The organism is Pseudomonas frederiksbergensis (assembly GCF_003732665.1).
Lineage (GTDB): Bacteria > Pseudomonadota > Gammaproteobacteria > Pseudomonadales > Pseudomonadaceae > Aquipseudomonas > Aquipseudomonas frederiksbergensis_G.
In genome coordinates this window covers 20,721-40,976 of the sequence record NZ_MOBP01000022.1, presented here as the reverse complement: position 1 = coordinate 40,976, position 20,256 = coordinate 20,721, and the positions used below count along the sequence as shown (strand labels likewise).

Annotated in this window: 18 protein-coding genes; 9 read left to right on the top strand and 9 right to left on the bottom strand. The window is 58.4% G+C overall.

Going from position 1 to position 20,256, the window contains the following annotated elements:
- The first annotated feature begins 252 nt into the window (after positions 1 to 252).
- From BK665_RS28585 to BK665_RS28565, 5 genes are all read left to right on the top strand, one after another.
- The gene (locus BK665_RS28585) at positions 253 to 1,053 is read left to right on the top strand and encodes a glucose 1-dehydrogenase (protein WP_123409877.1); all 801 of its coding nucleotides are present in this window, start codon (positions 253 to 255) and stop codon (positions 1,051 to 1,053) included.
- Complete coding sequence (locus BK665_RS28580; protein WP_123409876.1) at positions 1,046 to 2,872, top strand: glycoside hydrolase family 15 protein; 1,827 nt, start codon at positions 1,046 to 1,048, stop codon at positions 2,870 to 2,872. Before BK665_RS28585 ends, BK665_RS28580 begins: the two co-directional genes overlap by 8 nt.
- A gap of 206 nt (positions 2,873 to 3,078) precedes the next feature.
- Positions 3,079 to 3,948 carry a PI-PLC domain-containing protein gene (locus BK665_RS28575; RefSeq protein WP_148053260.1) on the top strand — a complete coding sequence of 290 codons (870 nt, stop codon included), beginning with the start codon at positions 3,079 to 3,081 and terminating at the stop codon, positions 3,946 to 3,948.
- A 421-nt stretch (positions 3,949 to 4,369) separates the two neighbouring features.
- Positions 4,370 to 4,759, top strand: a complete 390-nt coding sequence (locus BK665_RS28570; protein ID WP_123409874.1) for a hypothetical protein — start codon at positions 4,370 to 4,372, stop codon at positions 4,757 to 4,759.
- A 55-nt stretch (positions 4,760 to 4,814) separates the two neighbouring features.
- A complete protein-coding gene (locus BK665_RS28565) occupies positions 4,815 to 5,717 on the top strand; it encodes an alpha/beta fold hydrolase (RefSeq protein WP_259699671.1) in 903 nt (300 codons plus the stop codon).
- Here the strand turns inward: BK665_RS28565 and BK665_RS28560 are convergent.
- Positions 5,686 to 6,669, bottom strand: a complete 984-nt coding sequence (locus tag BK665_RS28560) for a GlxA family transcriptional regulator (RefSeq protein ID WP_123409873.1) — start codon at positions 6,667 to 6,669, stop codon at positions 5,686 to 5,688. The two genes, BK665_RS28565 and BK665_RS28560, sit on opposite strands and share 32 nt — an antisense overlap.
- A 90-nt stretch (positions 6,670 to 6,759) precedes the next feature.
- Here BK665_RS28560 and inhA point away from each other — a divergent pair, with 90 nt between their 5' ends.
- Entirely contained in the window at positions 6,760 to 7,443 is a 684-nt protein-coding gene (gene inhA / locus BK665_RS28555) for an isonitrile hydratase (RefSeq protein WP_123409872.1), read from the top strand.
- A 154-nt stretch (positions 7,444 to 7,597) separates the two neighbouring features.
- Here the strand turns inward: inhA and BK665_RS28550 are convergent, their stop codons facing one another.
- The 3 genes from BK665_RS28550 to BK665_RS28530 form a co-directional block, all read right to left on the bottom strand.
- On the bottom strand, positions 7,598 to 8,992 hold the full coding sequence (locus BK665_RS28550; protein WP_185076670.1) for a delta-60 repeat domain-containing protein: 1,395 nt from the start codon (positions 8,990 to 8,992) through the stop codon (positions 7,598 to 7,600).
- A gap of 1,128 nt (positions 8,993 to 10,120) precedes the next feature.
- Positions 10,121 to 10,921 (bottom strand): aminoglycoside phosphotransferase family protein, encoded by an 801-nt coding sequence (locus tag BK665_RS28535; RefSeq protein ID WP_123409869.1) that lies wholly within the window; start codon positions 10,919 to 10,921, stop codon positions 10,121 to 10,123.
- Complete coding sequence (locus BK665_RS28530; protein WP_123409868.1) at positions 10,922 to 11,410, bottom strand: SRPBCC family protein; 489 nt, start codon at positions 11,408 to 11,410, stop codon at positions 10,922 to 10,924.
- A 197-nt stretch (positions 11,411 to 11,607) separates the two neighbouring features.
- On the opposite strand from BK665_RS28530, the gene BK665_RS28525 reads away from it, so the two are divergent.
- Positions 11,608 to 12,534 (top strand): ADP-ribosylglycohydrolase family protein, encoded by a 927-nt coding sequence (locus BK665_RS28525; protein WP_123409867.1) that lies wholly within the window; start codon positions 11,608 to 11,610, stop codon positions 12,532 to 12,534.
- 187 nt (positions 12,535 to 12,721) lie between these two features.
- Positions 12,722 to 13,123 carry a lysozyme inhibitor LprI family protein gene (locus BK665_RS28515; protein ID WP_123409865.1) on the top strand — a complete coding sequence of 134 codons (402 nt, stop codon included), beginning with the start codon at positions 12,722 to 12,724 and terminating at the stop codon, positions 13,121 to 13,123.
- A 112-nt stretch (positions 13,124 to 13,235) separates the two neighbouring features.
- Here the strand turns inward: BK665_RS28515 and peaD are convergent, their stop codons facing one another.
- From peaD to BK665_RS28490, 5 genes are all read right to left on the bottom strand, one after another.
- On the bottom strand, positions 13,236 to 14,354 hold the full coding sequence (gene peaD / locus BK665_RS28510) for a quinohemoprotein amine dehydrogenase subunit beta (protein WP_123409864.1): 1,119 nt from the start codon (positions 14,352 to 14,354) through the stop codon (positions 13,236 to 13,238).
- Between the two features lie 23 nt (positions 14,355 to 14,377).
- Positions 14,378 to 14,701, bottom strand: coding sequence for a quinohemoprotein amine dehydrogenase subunit gamma (gene qhpC / locus BK665_RS28505; RefSeq protein ID WP_123409863.1), 324 nt, complete (start codon positions 14,699 to 14,701; stop codon positions 14,378 to 14,380).
- A gap of 1 nt (position 14,702) precedes the next feature.
- The gene (peaB, locus tag BK665_RS28500) at positions 14,703 to 16,133 is read right to left on the bottom strand and encodes a quinohemoprotein amine dehydrogenase maturation protein (protein WP_123409862.1); all 1,431 of its coding nucleotides are present in this window, start codon (positions 16,131 to 16,133) and stop codon (positions 14,703 to 14,705) included.
- 81 nt (positions 16,134 to 16,214) lie between these two features.
- A complete protein-coding gene (gene peaA, locus BK665_RS28495; protein WP_123409861.1) occupies positions 16,215 to 17,795 on the bottom strand; it encodes a quinohemoprotein amine dehydrogenase subunit alpha in 1,581 nt (526 codons plus the stop codon).
- A gap of 342 nt (positions 17,796 to 18,137) precedes the next feature.
- Positions 18,138 to 18,392: a DUF1652 domain-containing protein gene (locus tag BK665_RS28490; RefSeq protein ID WP_123409860.1), complete on the bottom strand. Its 255-nt coding sequence runs from the start codon at positions 18,390 to 18,392 to the stop codon at positions 18,138 to 18,140.
- Between the two features lie 273 nt (positions 18,393 to 18,665).
- Between BK665_RS28490 and BK665_RS28485 the strand changes: the two genes are divergently transcribed.
- Entirely contained in the window at positions 18,666 to 20,156 is a 1,491-nt protein-coding gene (locus BK665_RS28485; RefSeq protein ID WP_123409859.1) for an aldehyde dehydrogenase family protein, read from the top strand.
- The last annotated feature ends 100 nt before the right edge of the window (positions 20,157 to 20,256 follow it).

Here is a 20,256-nt window from a genome sequence, read left to right as displayed (position 1 = left end):
ATTCGGGTGTGCAAGTTGCCATAAAGGCTGGTTGAGGGGAAAGCGGGGAATTGTTGGTTGAATGTTAAGACCCCTTCGCGAGCAAGCCCGCTCCCACAGTGGATTTGCGGTGTGAACACTCTTGTGTGAGCACCACCCAACCTGTGGGAGCGGGCTTGCTCGCGAAGAGGCCGGCACTACCACCCACAAATGAACTCTCTGCCCCGTAAGCAAGTCAGCTACTTAGGCCCTCCCTTCAAGGCGCTAACGCTCATGCAGATTTCCCTCGATCAACAAGTGGCGCTGGTCACCGGCGCCAGTTCCGGCATCGGTGCCGGGGCCGCCAAAGCCCTGGCCGCTGCCGGTGCAGCGGTGGTCATCAACTACAACTCCCAGGCCGAACCCGCCGAAGCATTGGCCCGGCAGATCAATGAAAGCGGTGGTCGCGCCATCGCCATCGGCGCCGATGTCTCGAAAGAAGAAGACGTCGAACGCCTGTTCGCCCAGACCCTCGAAGCCTTCGGTTTCCTCGATATCCTGGTAGCCAACTCCGGGATGCAGAAAGACGCCAACGCCGTGGACATGAGCCTCGCCGACTGGAACCAGGTGATCGGCGTCAACCTCACCGGCCAGTTCCTCTGCGCCCGCGCCGCCCTGCGGATTTTCAATCAACAAGGCGTTCGCGAAGGCGTGTCCAAGGCTGCCGGCAAGATCATTCACATGAGCTCGGTACACCAGCGCATTCCCTGGGCCGGGCATGTCAATTACGCCGCGTCCAAGGGCGGCGTCGATATGCTGATGCAGACCCTGGCCCAGGAAGTCAGCCACCAGAAGATCCGCATCAACGGCATCGCGCCGGGGGCGATTCGCACGGCGATCAACCGCGCCGCCACCGAGGGCGATGCCGCGCAGGAACTGCTCAAACTCATTCCTTACGGCCGTATCGGTGACGTCGACGACATCGCCAGCGCCGTGGTCTTTCTCGCGTCCGATGCCTCCGACTACATCGTCGGCACAACCCTGTTTATCGACGGCGGCATGAGCCTCTATCCGGAGTTCCGTGGCAATGGCTGATCATCATCCCGAACGACAAAGCGCCATCGACGCCCACGGCATCATTGGCGATATGCGCAGTGCGGCGCTGGTCAACGACAAGGGCAGCGTGGATTTTTTCTGCTGGCCGGAGTTCGACAGCCCGTCGATTTTCTGCTCGCTGCTCGACACGCCCGAGGCCGGGATTTTCCAACTGTCCCCGGACCTGCCCGACGCCCGCCGCGAGCAAATCTACCTGCCGGACACCAACGTGCTGCAAACCCGTTGGCTGAGCGACCGTGCCGTGGTCGAAGTCACCGACCTGCTGCCTATCGGCGACAGCGAGGATGACCTGCCGATGCTGATGCGCCGGGTGCGGGTGGTCAGCGGCACCGCGACGATGCGCATGCGTTGCGCGGTGCGGCATGACTACGCCCGCGCCAAGACCCGCGCGCGCATGGATGAAAAGTACGTGGCCTTCGAGGCGGCGGATCAACCGTCCCTGCGCCTGTCTTCGGATCAGGTGCTGAGCATCGAAGGCAATGCCGCCATCGCCGAATTCACCCTCAAACAAGGTGACAGCGCGGCGTTTCTGCTGGGTGCCATCGACGACCCACGCTTCAAGGAAGGCGCCGCCGAATTGTGCATGGAACGCACCTTGAAGTTCTGGCGCGACTGGATCGGCCAGTCCAACTATCGCGGGCGCTGGCGGGAAATGGTCAACCGCTCGGCCCTGGCCTTGAAGCTGCTGACCTCGCGCAAACACGGCGCGATCCTCGCCGCTGCAACTTTCGGCCTCCCGGAATCGCCCGGCGGCGAACGTAACTGGGACTACCGCTACACCTGGATCCGCGACGCCTCGTTCACCGTTTACGCCTTCATGCGTCTGGGCTTTGTCGAGGAGGCCAACGCCTACATGAAATGGATGCGCCATCGGGTCAGCGATTGCCACGGCCAGTCGATGAAAATCAACATCCTCTACGCCATCGACGGCCGCCAGGAATTGCCGGAAACCGAACTCACCCACCTGAGCGGCCACGGCGGCGCAAAACCGGTGCGCATCGGCAACCAGGCTTACGACCAGATCCAGCTCGACATATTCGGTGAGCTGATGGACGCCGTGTACCTGGTCAACAAGTACGGCGAAGCGATTTCCCATGAAGGCTGGAGGCACGTCGTGGAAGTGGTGGATCAGGTCTGCGAAACCTGGCAGAGCAAGGACGTCGGCATCTGGGAGATGCGCGGCGAGCAGCATCACTTCCTGCACTCGCGACTGATGTGCTGGGTCGCCGTGGACCGCGCCATTCGCCTGGCCTCGAAACGCTCGTTGCCCGCTCCGTTCGCCCGCTGGGACCAGACCCGTCAAGCGATCTACGCCGACATTTGGGAAAACTTCTGGAACGAAGAGCGCGGACATTTCGTGCAGCACATCGGCGGCACTGCCCTCGACGGCTCGATGCTGCTGATGCCGCTGGTGCGTTTCGTCAGTGCCAAGGATCCGCGCTGGCTCTCGACCCTGGAAGCGATCCAGAAAACCCTGGTGCGCGACGGCATGGTCTACCGCTACCGCAACGACGACAGCCAGATCGACGGTTTGTCCGGCACCGAAGGCGCCTTCGCTGCGTGCTCGTTCTGGTATGTCGAATGCCTGGCCCGGGCCGGTCAGGTGGAAAAGGCCCATTTGGAGTTTGAACAGTTACTGAGGTACGCCAACCCGTTGGGGTTGTATGCCGAAGAGTTCGACAGTCATGCCCGGCATTTGGGCAATACACCGCAAGCGCTGACGCATCTGGCGTTAATTAGTGCAGCCAGTTTCCTTGATCGAAAGTTGAGTGGGGAAAAGAATTACTGGCAACCTTGAGCTGCGTCGCCGGCATTACCTTGCTGAATGCCGGCGACTCTCAAGTTAAACTTACAACCAACACCGCCGAACTATAATCGCCCTATCTCCGTTGTATTTTATTGCCACACTTTCCGACTTTAATTCAACCCGTATGTTCGACTATAAAGTTGCCAGACCCGGCAACTCACAAACCGGCCGCGCAACTAATTATTAGATTATTTATCATGAACAATTCAGTCACACACAACAACTACGCTAATTGGATGAGTACCACCCCGCACATTGACAGTCTGACGATCGGCCAATTTATCTGGCCAGGCTGCCACAACGCGGGTATGGATTGGGACATCGGCCATCCGTTTCCGGAATCCACATCGGCCCATTGGTCACTTTGTCAAAATCACGACTTGCTGTGGCAGATGAGAAACGGCGCCCGGTCGTTTGATCTGCGCATGATGACCCGCAAGAATGAATTCATGACTTTTCACTCGCTGATCCGCGGTCGACGGCTCAAGGAAATCATCGCCTCAGTCAATACCTTCCTCGATGAAAATCCAGATGAGTTCATTATTCTGGACTTCAACAAACTGCTTGACGAAAAAAGTAACCGGTTTGATCACCAGGCGTTCAAAGCCGAAGTACTTCGAGGGTTGGAAGAGCGTCTGATCCCACATCGCGACAGACACCTGGATTTCGCACAATTGAAAAAAATCAGCCCGAAACGCCGGGTCATTCTTTCGATTGAATACTATGAGAAGTTTAACTCCGAACTGTTCTGGCCCGCTTTTAGCAACCGCTGGCAGGGAGATAAATATGTCACCGCTGCAGAGCTTGCAAAATACATCACGAAAGTGATGCAGAATCCACCCACGTCCACTTATCCGTGGAGACTGTCCATGACGCAATATACCCTTGCTTTTGGCCCCACTAAATTAACCAAGGAAATTAATGCCTGGTTTGATATGGACAGCTATTTCCTTTATCGCTCGAGTATTATCAGCGTCGACTTTTTTGATGAAAGCAAACTCGTGGAATATTGCATTGGCGCCAACAGTCGCCTGGTTCGGGAGCCCGAGTTGAAACGACCTTACTGATGAGGCGTTTAAATCGACATTGAGGGTCATACATAACCTACAGCGCTTGTCGGAAATGTCTCTTCTTCTGGTCAATGCGACCAAAAAAATGCGGTTCATCTGACCGCCGGCCCCCCTGTGGCGAGGGGGCTTGCCCCCGTTTGAGTGCGCAGCGCCCCCCAAACCTGCCAACTCATTTCTCCAAAAGCAGCGCATTTGCTGGTCTGCGACTGCTTCGCAGCCAAACGGGGGCAAGCCCCCTCGCCACAAAGTCGCGCAGGACATGATCCTACAGCGGCCAAACAAACCAAGCGTTTCACCCTCTACGAATGTTGCCTACACCCGCAAATACCTTGTTGCCAGCTGTTACATCCACCCCTACCATCCACCGTCAACGGGCACAGCGGAGCTGTCCAACAAAACCCGAATTCAAGGAACAAGAATGACCCAGCGTATCCACCGCACCATCGACAACCCACTGCGCACCGGCCTGAACCGGGATGCACTGTGGGAAGCCCACGACAAGGGACTGATCAAATGCTGGGAAATCGGCCGCCAACGCGCCGCGCGATTTCCCGACGTCGCCCAACAGTGCCTCGCCGGCGAATTGCCGGTGCTGGGCTGGAAAGGTGGCGTGAGCCGCAGCCTGAAAAAACTCGAAAAATACGGATCGCTTAAGTACCTGGCGCAATGGCAGGGTTTGCGCGGGGAAGATCTGGATATTGATTTGGCGACGGAGCGGGCGTTGACCTGCTCGCGAACGAAAATGGTGGTGACGTTTACGCCGGATCGGGCGAAGTACTTTAATCAGGTGGCGGAAGTGGAAGCCTGAGATGACACAATTCATCAGCTAATGTGCTCGGATGCCCATGCTCAGGAGTTCGGTCGTGACCCAATCGCCCGTCATTCAACACATTGAAACGCCTCAACTGACTATCGCCTACGAACATCACGGCCCCACCACCGGCGATCCTGTCATCCTGCTCCACGGCTTCCCCTACTCGCCCAGGGGCTACGACGAAATCGCCCCGGCCCTCGCCGCGCAGGGCTATCGCGTCATCGTTCCATACCTGCGCGGCTACGGCCCGACCCGTTTCAACAGCCCCGACACCCTGCGCTCCGGTCAGCAAGCCGCGCTCGCCCAGGATTTGCTGGACCTGATGGACGCCCTCGGCCTCCCCCAAGCCGCGCTTTGCGGCTATGACTGGGGTGGTCGCGCGGCGTGTATCGCGGCGGCGTTGTGGCCGGAGCGGGTTCGCTGCCTGGTCACCGGCGATGGCTACAAGTTGCAGAATATTCCCGGCTCGATCCGGCCACGGGCCCCGGAAACCGAGCATCGTCTCTGGTATCAGTTCTACTTTCACACCCAGCGCGGTGTTGACGGCTTGACCCAAAATCGCCGGGCCTTTTGCGAATTGCTCTGGCGCCTGTGGTCGCCGACCTGGGCCAGGAACGACGAGCGTTATCCCTTGAGTGCGCCGGCCTTCGATAACCCGGATTTCGTCGAGGTGGTGATTCACTCTTACCGGCATCGCTTCATGTACGTTGCGGGCGACCCGGCGCTGGAATGGATGGAGGAAGCGCTGGCCAAGCAACCACCGATCAGCGTGCCAACGATTTCCCTGTGCGGGGCCGACGATGGTGTGGGGCCGGCGCCGGAGGCCGACGATGACCTCGAACACTTCACTGGCCCCTACGAACGCCGCGTGTTGGCAGGCGTTGGGCACAACATTCCCGAAGAAGCGCCCGACGCGACGATCAAGGCATTACTGGATCTACTGAAAGGCTGACGCTGAAGCGCTCGCGATACGCCTGGGGCGTCACGCCCATGGCTCGCAGGAAACTGCGGCGCAGGGTTTCTTCGCTGCCAAACCCGCATTGCACCGCGACCCGTTTGATCGGTACGCCGGTGTCGCTGAGCAATCGGCGCGCGGTTTCGACCCGAATCAGTTCGATCGCCCGGGCCGGGGTCTGGCCCGTGTCGGTGCGGTAGTGACGGATAAAGCTGCGTTCGCTCATACCGGCTTGCAGGGCCAGGGTCGGGACGCCGAGATCCTTGGTGAGATTTTCGCTGATCCAGACATGAAGTTCGTCGAAGCGGTTGCCTTCTTGTTGCAACGACAGGGTCACGCTGAACTGCGACTGACCGCCCGGACGCTTCAGAAACACCACCAAATGCCGCGCAACATCGAGGGCCATGGCACGGCCAAGGTCTTCTTCGACCATGGCCAGCGCCAGGTCGATGCCGGCGGTGACCCCAGCCGAGGTCCACACCGGGCCGTCGTTGATAAAGATCGGGTTAGGCTCGACTTGCAGGCGCGGGTGCTTTTGCGCCAGTTCCTCGCAACGGGTCCAGTGAGTCACCACCCGCCGACCGTCAAGCCAGCCACTGGCCGCCAGTAAAAATGCGCCGGTGCACACCGAGGAAACCCGACGACAACTCGCCGCGTGTTCGCGTACCCACGCCACCAGCCGCGCGTCTTCCGACGCCGAGTAAACGCCCCAACCGCCGGCGATGATCAACGTGTCACTGCCGCCCGAGGGCAACGGTTCCGCCAACAGCGCCAACCCCGCCGACGACATCACCGCCCCGCCACCGCTGGCAATCACCGACGGCGCATAGGGCGCTGGCAAACCCAGTTGACGGGCGATATCGTTGGCCGAGGCGAATACCTGCAACGGTCCGGTGACGTCCAGCACCTGGACGTTGGCAAACGCGAGTACATGAATGGGTTTGGGCATGATTGGCGTAATTCGTGGGGTGATTGGCGGATACGCCAGATGCTACGAGCCTACAGTGAAGCCGTCCACCCCCATCAGGAGATAAGTGCCATGACGTTGCAGATCGGTTTTCTGTTGTTTCCACAGGTTCAACAACTGGACCTGACCGGCCCCTATGACGTACTGGCCTCGCTGCCAGACGTGAAGGTGCATCTGATCTGGAAGGACCTGGTGCCAGTCACCGCCAGCACTGGGCTGGTGCTGAAACCGACCACCACGTTCGACGATTGCCCGGCGCTGGACGTGATCTGCATTCCCGGCGGCAGCGGTGTCGGGCCGTTAATGGAAGATGAAGTCACCCTGGCTTTTATCAAGGCTCAGGCGGCCAACGCCCGTTACGTGACATCGGTGTGCACCGGCTCACTGGTGTTGGGTGCGGCTGGCCTGTTGCAAGGCAAACGCGCCACCACGCACTGGGCTTACCACGATTTGCTCGCGCCCCTGGGGGCGATCCCGGTGAAGGATCGGGTGGTACGCGACGGTAATCTGTTTACCGGTGGCGGGATCACGGCGGGCATCGACTTCGCGCTGACGTTGGCTGCGGAGTTGTTCGATAAGGACATTGCGCAAGTGATTCAACTGCAACTGGAATACGCCCCGTCGCCACCGTTTCAGTCCGGCAGCCCGGAAACCGCGCCGCAGAGCATCGTGGATGAAGCACAACGGCGAGCGGCGCCATCGTATGTGCAGCGCAAGCTGATAGTCGAGCGAGCCGCCGCCAAGTTATTTGGATAGTCTCCGGCCTTCTTGCTAGTTGATGGTCATGTCTACGCTTACGCGCGGGCATGCTTTAATCGGACTTGGGAAGGGACGCAGTGCGTCCCTTTTATATAACAGCAAGACCACTATCGTCACCGCGAAGGGTTCCAATGCTAGTCAGGCAAGTGTTTCATGCCAGATAACGCACCACCCAGCCACCCGCCCCTATTGGTAAAGGACTATCGTCTAAAAATCTGCGCGAAATACCGTTAACAGTGATCCGGCCATCCTCATACAACGCCATACCTTTCGTTGCGGTGAACCCTTGATCCGAAAGGTAAACGGTATAACCCTGACCGCCGTTGAAGTCTCGATCCAGGGTGCCGTTTGAAAGATATCGAGCCGTGATGGCTGAAAGCTCCTCACCTACATAACCGTTTCCCGTTATTCCGACGACAATCAGCGCCCCGTTCTTTTGTACTCTACAGCCCCTCCACAGAACACCGTTGTGATGCGGATCAGAAAACAAGGGTTTGCCATCATTGAATATCAGATTGAAAGATCCGCTGGGATTCAATGCGACGATTAATCCATCGGCTTTACGGTACTCTGAGCGACGAGCTTCGCCAACCGCCACAATCATGCCGTCACTTTCCCTCACGGTAATGGCATTAAACGTATGCCAGTAAAATTTCGGCTCAAAAACCGTCACTGCCTGGCCGTTGTTAAAGTCCGTATCAACGCGACCTTCAGAGGTTAAACGAGTGACAAAGGCATGGAGGGGTGAGAAATCTTTTCTGGCAAAGTGTCCACACACCAGCACCCGACCATCCGCCTGAACGGCAACCCCTCTTGCTTCGCTCCAGGAATGATTGATGCCTGCTAGCTTGATAGTTGCATAGCCGGTTTTGTTGAAAGTCTTGTCGTAGGAACCGTCCAAATTGAGTCGTAATACAACTCCTGACATGCCTATTGGTGCCGCTGTATTGGTAGTGTTCGTGGCCAACACAATTTTGCCGTCGGGTTGTTCAACCACCCCGACTCCACTGGTGACTTGATTGGCTGCGTTGAAGATTTTTGCGGCGGGACGGATGCTGCCAGCACTCTTTCCTTCAGGATATCCAATAGTGAAATAGCTGAGTAGCTGGATGCCATTTTGGCCGAATGATGCATCCAGACTACCATCCGCACGTTGCCGGACCAGAAACAAGCCGCCATCCATGGGAAAACCCGGTTCAGCGGGCAGCTTTGAATACTGACCGAGGACCAGCCAGCCACCATCGGCCAATGGTGTCAGACCCCATACAGTAGACTCATGTAGTCCATCAAATAGCACCTCCACGAACCCGTGTTTGTTCTCGCCAAACTCAAGATCAAACGTCCCGTTCTCATGAAGTCGTGCTATCGCGATACCTCCCTCCTCCGATACCAACGATAGCGCTACCAACAACTTATTATTTGGAAGATTAAGAATGGCCAAGGGTTCGAGCGCTGAAATCGCCGGAACCGGGAACTCCAGTACGCCTTGTTTACCGAAAGAAGGGTCGAGCGTACCGGCCGACACTGGTTGCAGTTTGTTTTCCATAATTGTTCTCCTGATAAACGATGTCCGATTGGACATGGGTTACCAGTGAATCAAGCAAATCGTTGCCTGCTAAGCTGTTATAAATGACAGTTCTAGTATCTTTGCAGGCCAAACACTTGTCTTTAGGGACGATACCGTGTTGTTACCCCATAGGATCGTTTCCGAAGAACTTCTATGGTCGGCATAGGGAGGGACGGGAAGTATTCCAGGTGAATTCCTGCACGAGAGCGTTGTAATGATTAGCGCGACATCGCAGGCGATATTCTTTCGGGCATAAAAAAACCCGCCGAAGCGGGTTTCTCAAGACCATTGCGACATCCTGTCGGCAGCCTTCCTGGCTAATGGTCGATCATCCGTGATCCTGAGCACTCCCTGTGCTTCAGTTGATGGATCCAGAATAGGCGCATCGCCGAAGCTTAAACAGACGACATACCCGCGAGTGCGTGTAAGCGATTGACCATTGGTGGCCGCTTTTCCCTGTGGGATTTGGGTTCGGCGCGGTATTTGGGGATGGCAGCGATTTACTGTGGGAGCGGGCTTGCTCGCGAAAGCGGTGGGTCAGTCGGCATTGATGTTGGATGTGAGGGCCTCTTCGCGGGCAAGCCTTGCTCCTACAGGGGATTTGGGTTCGGCGCGGTATTTGGGGATGGCAGCGATTTACTGTGGGAGCGAGCCTGCTCGCGAAAGCGGTGGGTCAGCCAACATCCATTTTGCATGGGATGGCCTCTTCGCCAGCAAGCCCGCTCCCACAGGGGGATTTCGGTTCGGCGCGATATTTGGGCGTGGCAGAGATCTATTGTGGGAGCGGGCTTGCTCGCGAATACGGCGGCACATCCCGCATCAATGTCACTGAACCACCGCTGTCGCGAGCAAGCCCGCCCCACAAAGCCAACCCATTTTCGACAGACGAAAAAAAACCCGCCGAAGCGGGTTTTTCCCAAGACCATTACGACTCCCTGTCGGCAGCGAATCCTTGCTTATGGTCGATCATCCGTGATCCTGAGCACTCCCTGTGCTTCAGTTGATGAGGCTAGATTACGCTTCGGATCCAATGTGCAATAGACGACATAGCTACTACCGCGTGTAAGACATTCGCTATACCGCCCCTTCCGAAAACCCTTAGTCACCTCAGGCATTCAGCCTGCAAGCCGCGAGTTTAGCGACCTGCAGCTGACCTTCGGCTGCCAGGGTGTCGCCATCCTCCAGAAACCACGCCGCCGACAATCCTGCAAACGCCAGCACCCATTGCAGCAAACGCCGGCGCTCAAGCCCTGCCGCTTTCGCCACGACCTTGATTTGTCGCGCAAAACGCAGTGGATCCGTCGCCGTGGGCAGTTCCGGGTTGCAAATCAGGTTGGCGTAATCGAAACCGCGCTCGCCGATCACCCGTTTGGGGTCGATGGCCAGCCAGCCTCGCGGGCCGAAATCCAGAATGTTTTCGTGATGGATGTCGCCGTGCAGCACAACCACATCTTGTGGCTCGGCCAGCAAGGCTTCAGCGGTGCTAAGACTCAGGGAATAGAGGCCGCCGTGCTGCGCGGCTGCCAAGCGTAACGATTTGAACCATTGCGCCAACGGCACCAGCGGCGGCAAGGGCGACGGGCGCGGCGCATGCAACCGCGCCACCGCTGCACAAAGAATCTGGCTGGCTTCGTCGTCCTGGCCGTTGAGCGCCATGTTCATCAACGAACGCCGGCCAATGGCACGTTCAAGCAACAACCCATCACCATGATGGGCGAACACCTGGGCTGCCCCCTCACCGTCCCACCAGGTCATCAGCAGATTGCCGAACTTCTCTTCGGCATCCACCGCCACCTTCAACATCGCCGGTACTTCCCCCATCCGCACCGGCAGCAACCGACTGCCGGGCGTGATCATCGGCTCGCCGTCCGGCACCAGCGCCCAGCGCTTCAACCAGGGTTCAAACATTTACTCCCCTTGATGTTCGCGGGCCTTGGCGCTGGTCTTCAAAAACTCTTCGATATTGTTCATCTGTTCATCCCAACCCCGGCTGTCCATGCGGAATGCCTTGAGCCTGCGCTCTTGGGGAATGTGATCGAAACCAGACTCGGTGACCTTGAGCAAGGTGCCGTCATCCATGTCTTCGAGTTCGAACAGCACCAGGGTGGTGGGTTCCTGGGAGTAGTCGATGTGAGGCTCCACGGCATACGGATGCCAGCGAAACGAAAACACCCGCTCCGGCTCGACCCGCTCCACCAGGACATTCCACAGCAAGTGCTCATAACCCGGATAGGTAATCTGCCCCTGGGTCCATTCACCGGCGACAAAGCGCTTGCCCTCCAGCGCCACGCCAAACCACTGGCCAAACGCCTCGGCATTAGCCAACACGCGCCACACATGCGTACGCGGCGCCTTGAGCAAAATCTTTCTTTCGATGCGATCTGATGCTGGATTCATAAGTCACCTCCTGTACTGAACAGTAGGCCTGTAAGACCACAAGACCAACCCTAAAGTTGTATCAAGCCAGTGCGACTATCAACATAGCCTGAAATATCAGGCCGTATTTCAGATCATGAGTTCTGGATCAGGAACAAGAGTCAGCCAGCCAAAACTGCTAACGTTCGCAGCGAAGTGGACCCAGACAAGGAAGATTCATGCAGCCAACACTTTTGGAACGTTATCGCGGAGCCCTGCTGGGGCTGGCTTGTGGTGATGCCGTGGGCACCAGTGTCGAATTCCAGCCCCGTGGCTCGTTCCCGCCCCAGACTGACATGGTGGGTGGCGGCCCCTTCAACTTGAAGCCGGGACAATGGACCGACGACACATCGATGGCGCTTTGCCTGACGGAAAGCCTGCTGACCAAAAACGGCTTCAACGCGATCGATCAAATGACCCGATACCTCAATTGGTGGCATTGGGGTTATCTGAGCTCAACCGGAGAATGCTTCGACATTGGCATGACCGTGCGTGATGCCCTGACCCGTTATCAGGAGTCCGGCGAACCTTTTGCCGGCGCTATCGATCCGCACAGCGCCGGCAATGGATCGTTGATGAGGCTAGTGCCGGTGGTGCTGTATTACTTTCCCCATCGAGAGCGAATTAGCGTATTGGCCGCAGACAGCTCCAAGACCACCCATGGGGCACCGGAAGCAATCGAATGTTGTCAGTTGTTTGCCGAGTTGATTGGCAAAGCATTGCAAGGCGCGCCTAAAGTGGATTTACGCAGCCTGCCAGAGTTGGCATTCGTTGAGCCCAAAGTCGCAGCCATCGCCCGAGGCGACTATCTGGGCAAGTCAAAAAACGATATCCGTGGCTCTGGTTACTGCGTCGCTTCGCTGGAAGCGGCATTGTGGTGTTTTCAACATACGGACAGTTTTGAAACGGCCATCCTGGAAGCCGCCAATCTGGGCGACGATGCTGATACGACCGCTGCCATCGTTGGGCAGCTGGCCGGAGCCTATTATGGGGTGCAAGGAATTCCCCCGAGTTGGCTGACGAAATTGCATCAGGGCGATGATATCGACGCCATGGCTCAAGACTTGTTTCACGCAGCATCGGGCTCTACCGGAGAATCGCCATGAACCACCATTCACCAGACTGCACAAATCCCTGTGGGAGCGGGCTTGCTCGCGAAGAGGGCGTGTCAGTCGACAGTAATGCAGCCTGACACACCGCTTTCGCGAGCAAGCCCGCTCCCACAGGGTGAGTGGTGAGTCGTAGATTCGCTACACTGCCCTTCACTTTCCAACCTCACCACGAGAATCCCCCATGCACCCACGCTTTCTCCTGGCGCTGACGCCGCTGCTGTTTATCACCGCCGCTCACGCCGTGGACTGTGACAATGCCACGACCCAGGGCGATATGAATCAGTGCGCCGGCCAGCAATACAAGACTGCGGATAAAGAGCTGAATACGCTGTATCAGCAGATCACCCAACGCTTGAAGGACAGTCCCGATGCGAAGAAGCTGCTGGTCAGTGCGCAACGGAGTTGGGTGGCGTTTCGGGATGCGGAGTGCAAGTTTTCGGCCTCCGGGGTGGATGGCGGGAGTGTGTATCCGCTGATCTATAGCAACTGCACCACCAGCCTGACCAAGGCGCGGGTCGAGGCGTTCAAGAATTATTTGAAGTGTGAGGAAGGGGATTTGAGTTGCCCGGTGCCGGGGCAGTAATTTCTCGATTGTTTTTTAGGGCCTCTTCGCGAGCAAGCCCGCTCCCACAGTTGAAATGCATTCCAATGTGGGAGCGGGCTTGCTCGCGAAGGCGTCAGCCCGAGCGCCGCAATTACCGAACAAATATCTGCGCCGTGGTAATCGCCATATCCCCACCCGGCAACTTGATGCTCCCCACCTGCTTCAAACTCTCGGCATCAAAAATCGCCACGTCATTGAACGTCCCGGCCAGGTAGATCTTGCTGCCATCCTTGTTGAAGGAAATGCAGTAGTAGGAGTGATCCAGCGTCGCGGCCTGGAGCATTTTTTTCTGCTTGATGTCGTACTTGGCCAGACGGTTGAGCACGCCAAACATCAGGTTCGGGTCCTTGGGCGAGCGCATGCCGCTGAAGTAGATTTCCGTCAACGGGCCGAAGTCGGTGGTTTCGGTCTTGCCGGTTTTCAGGTCGATGCTGAACAGCCCGTAGAGGTATTCGGCGGTCAGCGGGTCCTGCTTTTTGTCCTTGAATTTCGCTGCGGTGTAGAGCAGCGAGAAGTCGTGGCGATAGGTCTGCTGGTTCCACACGTAGAGCACGTCCGGCGCGCTGTAGTTTTCGCGTTTCCAGTGACGGCTGGGGATCAGCACGTCGAACTTGCCGGTTTTGATATCGACCTTGTAGACGTCCGCCCCCGCCACATACAGCGTGCCGTCATCGCCACTTTGCATGATGGTCAACTGCCGCGGCGCCGGGAAACTGCGCACCGGTTTGGCGTTCATGCCGGCGTCGGTGGCATACACATCCAGCCGAGGCTGCTGCACTTCATAGCGGTCGTTGAGCATCAGCGTCGGGTTGGCGATGGCAAACAGTTCCTTGCCGTCGTGGCTGAGGGTGAAGGCGAACATGGACTTCGCTTTTTCCCCCGGCTTCTGGGTGATGCTGGCGTGGAACACCTGTTTGCAGCTGTCGAGTTCGACGCCGTAAATGTCCGCGTAGTGATTGTTCAACACGTAAGCGGTCTTGCGGTCCGGCGACAGTTGCACGGTGCCCGGACCAAAGGCGTCCGGCATTTTGCAGGTCTTGAACAGGCTGTCGGTTGCCAGGTCGATCACGTGCAGGTTGTTCGGGTAATTGGTGGTCAACATGTACTCGTGACCGTCTTGCAACGCGGAATTTTCATCGGCCAGAACGTTGAGCGAACAGGCGCTCAGGACGGCGAACGCGGCCAGGCCGCAGGCTTTTGCAGTCAGCATGCTGGAATCCTTCTGAGGTCCGATCACTTGTCTTTTGGAAAGACAGTCCCGAGGTTGCGCCAGTTGTCGTTGGAGGCTTGGGCGTCCTTGTTCCAGTCCGGGTAGGTGCTCATCATGTCGGGCACCTGGGCCGGCCACCAGCACGGGTCGGAGCAGCCATACAAGTCCGCTTCCATCGGCTGGCACAGCGACGACACCCCGCCAAACGCATCGATTTCCCAACCCGGGTCGGTGGTCGAGGCACAGCCCGCGACAGAACTCATCGCCACCACTTCTTCAATGCGGTTTTCCGCCGCGGCCTGGTCGAGCTTCAGCGCTTTGTTATTGATTGCCTTGAGATGTTTCATATCAGTGAGCCTTGCGCGGAGTGATGTAGCTGCTGATAAACGCAGGGTTGTGGGCCATGATCCGGGTGTAGACCTCGATGCCGAAGTCGACCCAGTCACGCATCAGTTCGCAGTAATGATAGGTCGGGTGAGTCGGGTCGCCGTAACGGGCATAGCTTTCGTGATAGCAGCCGCCGGAGCACAGGTTGCGGATCTGACAGTCCTCGCACCCGGTGTTGGTGCGGTCCAGACGCTGGGACAGGAAGTCGTTCAATTCCACCTGCTTCACACCGCTGTGGACGTTGCCGAAGGTCGGCAATGACGAACCGGTAAAGCGGTGGCACAGGTTCAGCTCACCCTTGTGATCCACCGCCAGCATCTTCAAACCGGCGCCGCACGGCAGGGCTTTTTTGTGGCCTTCGTGGATGTCGGTGATCAACTGGTGCAGGTTGGAGAAACCGATATTGCGGTGTTCCAGCGCCGCTTCCAGATAGCGCCGACCGAGCTTCTTCATGTTGGCGAAGACTTCGATCAATTCGTCGCTGGAGAGGTTGAAGGTGCTGATGTCACCCGAAGTCACCGGGGCAAACCCGACTTCGGCGAACCCCAGTTCGTTGAACAGGTGATCCCAGATGGTTTCGATATCGGTGACGCCAGTGGTCAGGGTCACCCGCGCCCCCACCGGACGGCTGTTATAGCGCGACAGCAGCATCTCGGCCTTGCGCCGCACCACGTCGTAGGTGCCCTGCCCGCCCACGGTGATGCGGTTGCGGTCGTGCACGGTTTTCGGCCCGTCGATACTCACCGAGAGCCCGAAACGGTGGGCGTTTAGGTAGTCCACGGTGTCTTCGGTGAGCAGCGTGGCGTTGGTGGTCATGACGAATTCGACGAACTTGCCGGCCTCCGAAAACCGCTTCTCACAGTAGTCGACCATGTACTCGATCAGCTTGCGATTGCTCAGCGGTTCGCCGCCAAAGAACACCACGGTGAAACGCTCTTCATCCGGGGATTCACGCAGCAGCATTTCCACCGAAGCCACCGCGGTTTCGATATCCATTTTCTTGCCCGCCGACGGTTTGTCGAGGTCTTCCTTGTAGCAGTAGGTGCAGCTCAAATTGCAACCGGTATTGACGTTGAGCACCACGGTGTTGATCGCCGTACGCTCGACCCGTGTGGTGCCGATGTCCGGGGTCAGTGGCGAGCCGTCGCTGACCAGTTCCAGGGCCATCAGCTCGCGCAGGGTTTCGGTGATTTCCTCGCCGTTGAAGCGTGCGGCCAGGCGCTCGATCAGGTCATCCGACGAACAGCCGGGACCGCGCAAGGTGTCGATGATGGTGCCGGTCAGTTCATCGCTGGCGAACAGCGAACTGCTAGGGATATGAAACAGCATGCGGTCGGCATCGACGTGCACTTCGTGCAGATTCCGTTCGACCAGATTCAAAATAGCGCCCATTGCAACCTCCTGTGCAAACCCCGCTTGGCGGAGCCTGCGGTCATTCCGAAAAGTGTCTGAAACCGTTAACGATCAGCCAACTCATGGAATGGGTGGATTGTTCCAGCGTTGCACCGTGACGATCATGTGGCCTTCGCCGGTCAGGGATTTTCCTGCATCGTCGACGGCGGCGATCACCTTGAGGTTGCCGGCATTGTTGGTGGACATTTTGCGCTGCGGGTTCGGCCCGGCATCGCCCGGTGTAAACACGCCGCTGTCAGCCTGCATGGTGCCGGCGAACTTAACGTCTTCGTCTTCCTTGGCGCGGTCGTCGAAGGCCTCGACCTTCCACTGCGCCGGGAACACGCCGATGCGATACGGCTTGCCATCGGCGCCCTTGCCCCAGGCTTCAGCGTCGAAACGGCCCTGGACTTTCGGGGTTGAACCGCCGCCCTCGCCGATCCGCGCCACGGAGAATTCCGGCACGACTTTGACGCTGGCTATCGAGTTGTACACCGACAGGGTCGGGCCTTTCAGTGTGCCGACGGTGACGTTGCGCAGACCCGGTTGAGCGTTGGCGGCAGCCTTGAGTTTGACGCGTATACGCTCAGGACTTTGCTCGACGACGGCGACCACTTCCACACCTTTGCCGAAGTTCGGTTTGCCGGTAAGACCGCTGCCGACCAACGTCACTTCAGTTTCAGCGCCAGCCTTCAGGTAACCGGGTTGAACGGCCAGTAACCGACTCGAACCCTGCTTGGCGGCAACAAAATCCAGCCCCCGCTCATCGTGCTCGGCCTCGAACATCCGGCCTTGCATCGCGTTGCCCTGGGCGGCGAATACCTGGCGCATGGTCACGCCGTCGACGGTCACGTTGCCGCGCCATTCGTAGCCGCTGTAGAGAATCGCGCTGCCGTCGCCGTTGAACGGGCTGCCATCGGCGTATTGGCCTTTGACGTTGACCTTGAAGGTGTCACCGGCATCGGCGCTGACGCTCATCACCCCGGCCAATTCCCCTTTGCCCGGCAAGTGACCGCTGAAGCTCCAGTCGCCGACCAGCGCGTCGCTTTTCGGCGCGGTGCTCAGCCATTTTTTCCAGGCCGGATTGTCCAGCGGATAACGCTTGGCCAGCAGCGGCACCATGTCCTTGCGGGCGATATCAAACCAGTCGCGATCCCGGGCCAGGGCCTGGTATTCCAGGGACGGCCATTGGCCGAGGTGGAAATTCACCAGGCGTTCCCATTCCTGGGCCGGACGCCGTTGCAGGGCGACCCGCGCACCGGAGTGGCAGCGGCCGCACATCTGGCTGGTTTGATCGTCGAAATGCTCGACAGTGTTAAGCCGCCGTTCCAGTGCATAGCGCACGCCATCGGTTTCGCTCGGCGCCAGGCCTTGGGTGTCGGCCAGGTATTTGACCAGGGTGCGGCGGTCGTCATCGCTGATCTGCAAACCGTGCATGGTCTGCATCCGGGCGATGCTCATCAGCCAGCCCTCGGGGGTTTTGCGCTGGTGGCTGATGCGGCTCAGGGCGTTATCGGCTTCGGGGGTGTGACAGCCCTGACAGGTTTCCTTGAGGATGGTCTGGGCATCGCGGGCTGCCAGGCTGTCAGGCGAATGCAGCGCCACACAAGCGGCCACGGCCAGCAGGCCGGCGCTCATGCCTGATCGGATTCTTCTCTTCATCAACGTCGAACCTCGCACGGTGCTTTCTTATTGTTGTGGCTTATCGTTTTTATGGTTTCTGCCGCCGGCGGCGCACCGCAGACGGAGGCAAGAGAAACGTCTGCGATGAGCAATACACGGAGCGTGCCAGCTTACCGATATCGTTTTTAATCAATCAGTTACGTAAATATGAAAGCCGAAGGCCCGGTGTGGAGCCGATCACCCGCGTCTAATATCGCGACAACTGTTGCAGTCTGAGACAAGCGTAGCTGCCACGATGCACTCGCCGGGGTCGTGCGGAAAATAGCGGCCTGAACGTTCGGCGGCATGCCGTCCTGTGCGAAAGGGCGGCATGCCGTCGGTTCAGATGTAGAAGGTCGGGTGAACGCCTTTGTGGACCTCGATTTCCTGGCGCATGTCCGCCACCAACGAGGCGATGGCATGCGGACTGTCCAGGGTCCAGAGCGGGACATGGGTCGCCACCATGTCGACTTTACCGGTCATGCAGTCGCAGACCCGAATGGTCAGGGATTGGTCTGCCTCCATCTTGCAGGTGCACACCGAAGGCAAAAAGCTGTGTTCAATGATGTTTTGAATTTCCAGGGTTGAAAGGAACATTGTTACCTCCCTCACGCCAGATGTGTGGCCGGGCGAAGACTCCCTCGTTCGCCCACCGAGCCTGAAAATTCTAGTCCTCAATGTTGGGGCGCTCAAGGGCGCAACCCGGTTGCTCGTCGTCTCAGCCGCTGTCGCAAATTGCGAAAAAATCCAGAGCTGCATCATTCGTTAAAACCCGCCAAACCCGGTCAATCAAGGGCCATCCTGCCGTTTCCGGCACTTGGCACAGCCATTGCGAAAGCCTGGATCTCACGAATAAAAAGAGCGCTCGCCATGTCCCTCCCTTATTTGCATCCCGCCACCTCGGCGTTTATCCAGCGCGCTCCGCGCATGCTGATCGGCGGTGACTGGGTCGAGGCCGCCGATGGCCAGACCATGCCCCTGCACAACCCCGCCACGGGTGAAATTTTGTGTGTGGTGCCACGGGCCACTCCGGACGACGTTGACCGCGCCGTGCTCGCCGCCCGTCATGCCTTCGACGATTCAACCTGGACCCGCACCCGCCCTCGGGAAAGACAGAATCTGCTGTGGAAACTCGCCGACCTGATGGAGCGCGACGCCGAGCTGCTGGCGCAACTGGAATGCCTGAACAACGGCAAGAGCGCGGCGGTGGCCCAGGTGATGGACGTGCAACTGTCCATCGATTTCCTGCGCTACATGGCGGGTTGGGCGACCAAGATCGAAGGTTCCAGCGTCGAGGTGTCGTTGCCGCTGATGCCCAATGATCAATTCCACAGTTTTATCCGTCGTGAAGCGGTGGGCGTAGTCGGCGCCATCGTTGCCTGGAACTTCCCGTTGCTGCTGGCCTGCTGGAAACTCGGCCCGGCCCTGGCCACCGGTTGCACGGTGGTGCTCAAGCCTGCGGATGAAACCCCGCTGAGCGCGCTGAAACTCGCCGAACTGGTGCTGGAAGCCGGCTACCCCGAAGGCGTGTTCAACGTCGTGACCGGCACCGGCATCACCGCCGGCTCGGCGCTGACCCACAATCCTTTGGTGGACAAGTTGACCTTCACCGGCTCCACCGCTGTGGGCAAGCAGATCGGCAAGATCGCCATGGAGTCCATGACCCGCGTGACCCTGGAACTGGGCGGTAAATCGCCGACCATCGTCATGGCCGACGCCGATCTGAAGATCGCCGCCGCCGGCGCTGCCAGTGCGATTTTCTTCAACCAGGGCCAGGTCTGCTGCGCCGGTTCGCGGCTGTATGTGCAGCGCAAGCATTTCGACAACGTGGTGGCAGACATCGCCGACATCGCCAACGCCATGAAGCTCGGCAACGGCATGGACCCGACGGTCGACATGGGGCCGTTGATTTCGAAGCGGCAGCAGGAACGGGTTTACGGCTACATCGAAAAGGGCCGGGAAAGCGGCGCGACGATTGCCTGCGGTGGCGAACAATTCGGGCCTGGGTTCTTCGTCAAGCCGACGGTGATTGTCGACGTCGATCAGAAGCATTCATTGGTGCAGGAAGAGATTTTCGGGCCGGTGCTGGTGGCGATTCCGTTTGATGATGAGGCGGATGCGTTGCGCATGGCCAATGACAGCCCTTACGGGTTGGGGGCGAGTATCTGGTCGAATGATTTGGCGGCGGTGCATCGGATGATTCCGCGTATCAAGTCAGGGTCGGTGTGGGTCAATTGCCACAGTGCGCTGGATCCGGCATTGCCGTTTGGTGGGTACAAAATGTCCGGGGTCGGGCGCGAGATGGGGTATGCAGCGATTGAGCATTACACCGAGTTGAAGTCGGTGTTGATCAAGCTCTGAATCTTTGTCGTTCTTTAGGCCGCCTTCGCGAGCAAGCCCGCTCCCACATTTGGAATGCATTCCCCTGTGGGAGCGGGCTTGCTCGCGAAGAGGCCATTTC